Source organism: Nocardia alba NBRC 108234, assembly GCF_001612665.1.
In the GTDB taxonomy this organism is placed as follows: Bacteria; Actinomycetota; Actinomycetes; order Mycobacteriales; family Mycobacteriaceae; genus Nocardia; species Nocardia alba.
Map to the genome: position 1 here is coordinate 64,916 of NZ_BDAX01000011.1, position 6,362 is coordinate 71,277.

The 6,362-nt window shown below is 67.1% G+C and carries 8 protein-coding genes; 1 reads left to right on the plus strand and 7 read right to left on the minus strand.

Going from position 1 to position 6,362, the window contains the following annotated elements:
* Positions 1–96: 96 nt before the first annotated feature.
* Positions 97–378, minus strand: coding sequence for a glutaredoxin family protein (locus tag NA12_RS13960; protein WP_067449887.1), 282 nt, complete (start codon positions 376–378; stop codon positions 97–99).
* 87 nt (positions 379–465) lie between these two features.
* Between NA12_RS13960 and NA12_RS13965 the strand changes: the two genes are divergently transcribed.
* Positions 466–1,491: an HAD family hydrolase gene (locus tag NA12_RS13965; protein ID WP_371855992.1), complete on the plus strand. Its 1,026-nt coding sequence runs from the start codon at positions 466–468 to the stop codon at positions 1,489–1,491.
* Positions 1,492–1,500: 9 nt separating this feature from the next.
* On the opposite strand, the gene NA12_RS13970 is transcribed toward NA12_RS13965, so the two are convergent.
* From NA12_RS13970 to NA12_RS13990, 6 genes are all read right to left on the minus strand, one after another.
* Positions 1,501–2,517, minus strand: a complete 1,017-nt coding sequence (locus NA12_RS13970) for a lysophospholipid acyltransferase family protein (protein ID WP_067449893.1) — start codon at positions 2,515–2,517, stop codon at positions 1,501–1,503.
* Positions 2,514–3,599 carry an NAD-dependent epimerase/dehydratase family protein gene (locus NA12_RS13975; RefSeq protein WP_371855993.1) on the minus strand — a complete coding sequence of 362 codons (1,086 nt, stop codon included), beginning with the start codon at positions 3,597–3,599 and terminating at the stop codon, positions 2,514–2,516. The genes NA12_RS13970 and NA12_RS13975 overlap by 4 nt, the downstream gene beginning before the upstream one ends.
* A 183-nt stretch (positions 3,600–3,782) precedes the next feature.
* Entirely contained in the window at positions 3,783–3,884 is a 102-nt protein-coding gene (locus NA12_RS33100) for a 30S ribosomal protein bS22 (RefSeq protein WP_003402602.1), read from the minus strand.
* Positions 3,885–4,119: 235 nt separating this feature from the next.
* Complete coding sequence (locus NA12_RS13980) at positions 4,120–4,401, minus strand: helix-turn-helix domain-containing protein (RefSeq protein WP_371855994.1); 282 nt, start codon at positions 4,399–4,401, stop codon at positions 4,120–4,122.
* 144 nt (positions 4,402–4,545) lie between these two features.
* The gene (gene proC / locus NA12_RS13985; RefSeq protein ID WP_067449894.1) at positions 4,546–5,364 is read right to left on the minus strand and encodes a pyrroline-5-carboxylate reductase; all 819 of its coding nucleotides are present in this window, start codon (positions 5,362–5,364) and stop codon (positions 4,546–4,548) included.
* Between the two features lie 27 nt (positions 5,365–5,391).
* Positions 5,392–6,255, minus strand: a complete 864-nt coding sequence (locus tag NA12_RS13990; RefSeq protein WP_067449895.1) for a thioesterase family protein — start codon at positions 6,253–6,255, stop codon at positions 5,392–5,394.
* Positions 6,256–6,362: the final 107 nt, after the last annotated feature.

The following is a 6,362-nucleotide window of genomic DNA, read 5'->3' on the forward strand; positions in this document are numbered from 1 at the left end:
AACCCGGCCACCGCCGCCGCGTGAAGCGGCGGTGCGGATTGCGTGTCACCACCGTAACCGCTTGTGCAGGCGTTCACAAAGTCGGTGAATTCGGCCTCATTTTCCGTCGCGACCAGCGATCCGGCTCAGGTCCGCCCGCAAACGGGACTCATCGACGTCGAAATAGCTGTGTTCACGGCCGTTCAACAGGACTACCGGCAGGCGATCACCGTATTCTGCACGCAGTTCCGGCTCGCTGACCGCGGCTTCGTCGACGTCAACGGTGGTAACCGGGAGACCGAAATCACCACAGATCGTCCGCAATTGCTCCAGCGCCGCGCCGCACATGCCGCAACCGGCACGCGTCAACAGGGTCACGGTCGGTGTGGGATTAGTCATGGGCTCTATTTAATCCTCGAGCCCGCAGCCGGTTGTCGGTGCAGCCGGTTACTGTGGACATGTTCGCGCGACTAGCGGAGGGTACTGGTGCCGGAACGTTCGAAGGTGACTAGGGCCGGATTCGTCGCAGGGCGATTCGGGGAGTTCCCCGCGCGGTGGCAACCCAGCCGCATCGGTCAGGAACTACAGGAACAGTTCGCACGGCTGCCACGCAGTCCGTTCGGACCGAGCGAGGAAGAGCTACGCGCCAATCTGGCCGGTGAGGCCAGTGCCGACGCCGCGCTCGAGCTACACGACGCCGAGCTCGCCGAGCAGGGCACCGACGCGGGCCCCGAGGTCCCTCGCGACCTCACCGCGGCGGCGTTCTTCGACGTCGACAACACGCTCGTGCAGGGCGCCTCGATCGTCCATTTCGCCCGGGGGTTGGCCGCGCGCAAGTACTTCAAGACCTCCGACCTGGTCGACGTCGCCTGGAAGCAGGTGAAGTTCCGGGTCACCGGCAAGGAGAACTCCTCCGACATGGTCTCGGGCCGGGAGAAGGCACTCAGCTTCATCGCGGGCCGTCCCACCGCCGAACTCGCGGCGCTGGGCGAGGAGATCTACGACGAGATCATCGCCGACAAGATCTGGCCCGGCACCCGCGCCCTGGCCCAGATGCACCTCGACGCCGGCCAGCAGGTCTGGCTGGTCACCGCCACCCCGGTGGAGCTGGCCAACGTGATCGCCAAACGCCTCGGTCTGACCGGCGCCCTCGGCACGGTCGCCGAGAGTGTCGACGGCAAGTTCACCGGTCGCCTCGTCGGCGACATTCTGCACGGCCTCGGCAAGGCACACGCGGTCCGCACCCTCGCCATCCGCGAAGGACTCAACCTCAAGCGCTGCACGGCCTACTCCGACAGCCACAACGACGTTCCCATGCTGTCACTGGTCGGCACCGCGGTCGCGATCAACCCGGACTCCGACCTGCGGGAAGTCGCGAAGAACCGAGGCTGGGAAATCCGCGACTTCCGCACCGGCCGCAAGGCAGCCAAGATCGGCGTCCCCACCGCGCTCGCGCTGGGCGCTGCCGGTGGCGCCGTCGCGGCCGTTGTCGCTCGCCACCGCGACAGCTGAAACGCCGCGCTAGCCGAACACCACGTTCCGGCGCTTGGCCAGCAACTTGTAGAGGGTCTGCTGGATGGTCTCGCGGACCTGGTCGGTGACCTCGAACATCGTCATCGGGTCGTCGGCCTCTTCCGGCTCGAACGCCGTGGTCGGGATCGGCTCACCGAATTCGATGTACCACTTCGACGGCATCGGCACCGCACCCAGCAGCCCCAGATGCGGGAACAGCGGTGTCACCGGGAAGTACGGCAGGCCGAGCAGGCGAGCCAGCGGCTTGATATCGGCCAGCTTCGGGTAGATCTCCTCGGAGCCGACGATCGACACCGGGATGATCGGCACCCCGGCCCGGACCGCCGCCGACACGAACCCGCCGCGCCCGAACCGCTGCAGCTTGTACCGATCGGCGTAGCTCTTGCCGACGCCCTTGAAACCCTCCGGGAACACGCCGGCGATATGCCCGGCGCGCAGCAGCCGCTCGGCATCGGGATGGCAGGCCAGCGTATGTCCGGCCTTGCGGGCCAGCGCGCCGAGCAGCGGCATCTCGAAGACGAGGTCGGCGGCCAGCAGGCGCAGCGCCCGCTGATGCGGATGCTTGTCGTGCACGGCCAGTTGCAGCATCAGCCCGTCGATCGGCACGGTGCCCGCGTGATTGGCGACCAGCAGCGCGCCGCCGACGGCGGGGATGTTCTCGATCCCCGTGGCCTCGACGCGGAACCAGTAATCCGACAGTGGCCGCAGCGTCGGCAGGATGACCGATTCGAGCAGGTGCCGGTCGTAGCCGAACTCGTCGACCTGGTAGTCCCCGGTGAGCCTGCGACGCGCGAACTCCGCGGTCCGCTCGATCTGCTCGCCGAGGGCATCGCGCACGACATCGGTCAGCGACTTCGGCGGGCGGGCGGGCATGCCCGGTCGACGCTCGCTGAGGGAGGTGACCGGCATCGCCTGCATCGGCTGATCCGGCCATCGCCGGGTCTGCGGTCGCTGTCGGGCCTCGACATTCACGTCGAGACGAATGACTTTCGCTCCCTCGTTCATGTACGCGCTCCTGTACCGGCCCCGATGAGACCGAGCAGTTTGTGTTCCGCGGCGTCGATCCAAGCCGGATCGAAGACAGGCCGCAACGCTGCGCCCGCGATGAAGTCGTCGAACGCCTGAACCGTGGTCCAGCGCGGGGTGAAACCGAGTTCGGTTCGCATGCGGGTGGTGTCGAGCCCGCAGCCGAAGTAGAAATAGTCGGGTTGTTCGCCACTGAATCCGCGGATGATCGGACCCATCAGTGAGCGGCCGACCGTGCGGAAGACGAAAAAGGGGACAGGCGCGACGATACGCCCAGCACGGCGAATCGCCTGCGACATGGCCAGCGCGCCGTCACCGGCGATATTGACCGTGCCACCGTGTGCATGCTGCGCCGCGTGTACCAGCACCGCGACCGCGTCTTCCTCGTGCAGTATTTGCAGCCGGGCTTCGCGACCGAGAACAGTAGGGGTGACCGGGGAACGCAGATATTGCACGCCCCGGTCGGCGAGGCGCGGACCGACGATCGGCGCGAAACGCAGAATCGACGCGGAGATATCGGGCCTGCGCCGCGCCATTCCGCGCACCAGCGCCTCGATATCGATCATGTCGCGCGCGAACCAGCCCGCTGGTGGCGTGCGCGCGCCCATTTCCTCGGTGAATTTCGCCGGGTCCTTGGCACTACAGCCGTACACCGCCGACGACGACCGCACGACCACGCGGCGCACCTTCGGCGCTTTCTGACACACGGCGAGCAATTGCATCGCGCCGATAACATTGAGGTCTTTCATCACCGCGCGACCGCCACCGGCGGGCGGACGGGTCAGCACGGCCGCGTGCACGACGGTGTCCACCTCGTTGCCCTCGACGACCTTGCGGATCAGCGGATTCCGGATGTCTGCGCGCACGAACTCGGCACTACCCATTTTCCGCCGGAGTTCACGGCTCGGCGTGACGGTATCCACCGCGATGACACGTTCGACCCCGGGTTCGGCCGCCAGACGCGCCGCGACATTGCCACCGAAGAAGCGGCTGGCACCGGTGACCAGCACAACTCTCGGTGCGTGTCGTTCCCGTATATCGGAACTAGAACCTGACCCCACTCGAAGCCCCCTGCTCGTCGTGTTTCGCGTACCAGAGTAGCCGCATTCGCGCCACTCGCCGTCACGATCTACAAGCTTTTAACACCGGCGACCCATCCTCGCCAAGTAAGCGTCATAAACCCAGCTATTTCACAGCACGAGCCCGCCACTCGAAAAGTGACGGGCTCGTCGCGGTACGCAGGCTTACTTGCCGAGTTTGCGCCGCTGAACACGCGTGCGGCGGAGCAGCTTGCGGTGCTTCTTCTTCGACATACGCTTGCGGCGCTTCTTGATCACAGAACCCATAGGGTTTCCTCGCGTTCTCTCTACTCGGCATACACACGCGGTGTTCACGTGCGTTCGTTTGGCGTCCGCGCCGCCGGGGCAACCGGACACCACGAACGGTGCCACCGGCAGGCGGACACGAACCGGTTGTCCATGTTACAGCGCTGTCGGCGGCGTGGACGCCGCGGGTTCTCGGCCACGAAGCCTCGATCTTCGCACCCTTCGATCAGTCCGGAACGAGGCGAGGCGGGAACCGCTAGCCGGCGTCGAAGTACGACGTCTCCAGGTAGTCGTGCACCGCCTTGGCGTGCACCCGGAACGAACGTCCGACGCGCACCGCGGGCAGTTCACCCGAGTGCACCAGCCGATACACCGTCATTTTCGACACCCGCATGAGATCGGCGACTTCGGCGACGGTGAGAAATTGCGTGCCACCGCCGATCACCGTTTGCGGGGTGGCGCCGGCGCGCGGACCGGGCGAACCCGAACCACCGCCCGACGCCGATGGATTACTTGGCATTCTGTTCGCAGACATCATGGCACCATTGACCTCCGGCACGCCCGCGCCGCCGGCTTCCCCACCAGCGGAACAGACACGCACGTGCTTCTACGAGCTTAGCGGGACCAGTGGGATTACTGCGACGGGTGTGAGAAATCGGTTTTCAAACCGGGTACCCGTTCGTCACTCGTTCGTTGCGCCCTGTTCGGCGGAGCGCTGTTTGGCCGCGTGTAGCGCTTCGGTGAAAGTCGAACGCAGCGCACCACGTTCGAGTTCGCGCAGCGCCGCGGCGGTGGTGCCACCGGGCGAGGTGACCGCGGCGCGCAGCTCGGCCGCGCTCTGTCCGGTCTCGTCCAGCAGCGCCGCCGAGCCGATCATGGTCTGCACGACCAGTTCGCTGGCCACCTCGCGGGTGAGACCGAGGCCGACACCGGCATCGATCATCGCCTCGACGACCAGGAAGAAATACGCCGGTCCCGAACCGGATACCGCGGTGACGGCGTCCATCTGCGCCTCGGGCACCGTCACCACTTTGCCGACAGCTTCGAGCATCTCACCGACCTGCTCGAGCTGCTCGGGCTTGGCGTAGCGACCGGGCGCTTGCGCGCACATACCCTGCCCCACCAGCATCGGAGTATTCGACATCACCCGCACGACCGGGAAACCGGCCGGTAGCTTCGACTCGAGCCGGGCGGTGGAGACGCCGGCGGCCAGCGAGACCAGCACCTGATCGCGGCCGTTCTCGAGATCGGCCTTGGACAGGTCGGTGAGCACGGAGTCGACCACGTTGGGCTTCACCGCGATGACCACGATGTCGGCACCCTCGACAGCGTCGGCGACCGAACCGCTCACCCGTACCTTGAACCGCTCGGCCAGCTGCGCGGCGCGCGCGGCGACCGGCTCGACAACGACCAGATCCTTGGTCGCCCGGCCGGATTCCAGCAATCCGGCCACCAGCGCCTCACCGATCCGACCGCCACCGACCACCGCAATTCTCGTCATGGGAACAGGTTAGTTGGCCCGGTGGCCTCAGCGTGCCGCCGGGATCAGGGCCAGCTGGCGACTCTGGGCCACGACGGCGCCGGTCGAGTCGATGACCAGGTGGTCCTCGTCGAACATCCGCTCACCGACCTCACGGGCGCTCGCGATGACGCGCAGCCACCCGAGCGCGGGGACGCGGCGAAGATAGGTGGTCATCTGGACGGTCGGCGACCAGCCGAAGTGGCCGAGGTTCATCGGCACCGGCGGGCTGATGTCGGCGGCCATCATCGCGAAGGCGGCGCGCACCCGCGGATCCGCTTCGTCGCCGTCGAACGGGCGGATCCACAGCCGCAGCCGGGGCGGGCCGGTCTCGCCCTGCAGGAATTCGCCCCAGGTCGGGTCGATCACCATGTGGGCGCCCCGGCTGACGTGCACGATCTTGCCCATGGGCGAATCGTCGGAGTAGCGAAACGCCTCGTCGACCGGCTCGGCGGGCATGTCGGTATCGGGGCCGGTCCAGCGCGTCCGCGCGGAGTCGAGGTGGCCGAAGGTGAACGCGGTCCGGACCAGGGTCCGGTCGTTCTGGACGAGGTCCACGTCGGCCAGGCAGATCTGGCGGCCCTTCTTGCGGATGCGCACCGCGTATTCGACCTCGCCGGGGTCGGGGGCGCCGAGGAAGTCGGTGCTGGCCGCGATGGGCGCCATCTGGGCGAGCGATTCGTCGGTCTCGGTGAGCAGGCGGGTCGCGGCGGCGGCGGTGGCCGCGACCATGGTGCCGCCGTGGACTTTGGGGCCGATGGTCCAGGTGGGCGCGATGACGCCGGTGTAGCGGGCGGTGTCGGCATCGGTGGTGAGCTCGGTCAGGTCGAGGACCTGGCTGAACGGTGCGTCGGTCGCGAGTTGTCGCGTCATCGTCACTCCTGGTCGGGGGGTATTGCGATTCGTACAGCGTACAAGGGGTGGTGGGGGTTGAAGTATTCCGTGGGGGTGTGGCGTGTGGTGGGGCGGAGGGGTGTGGC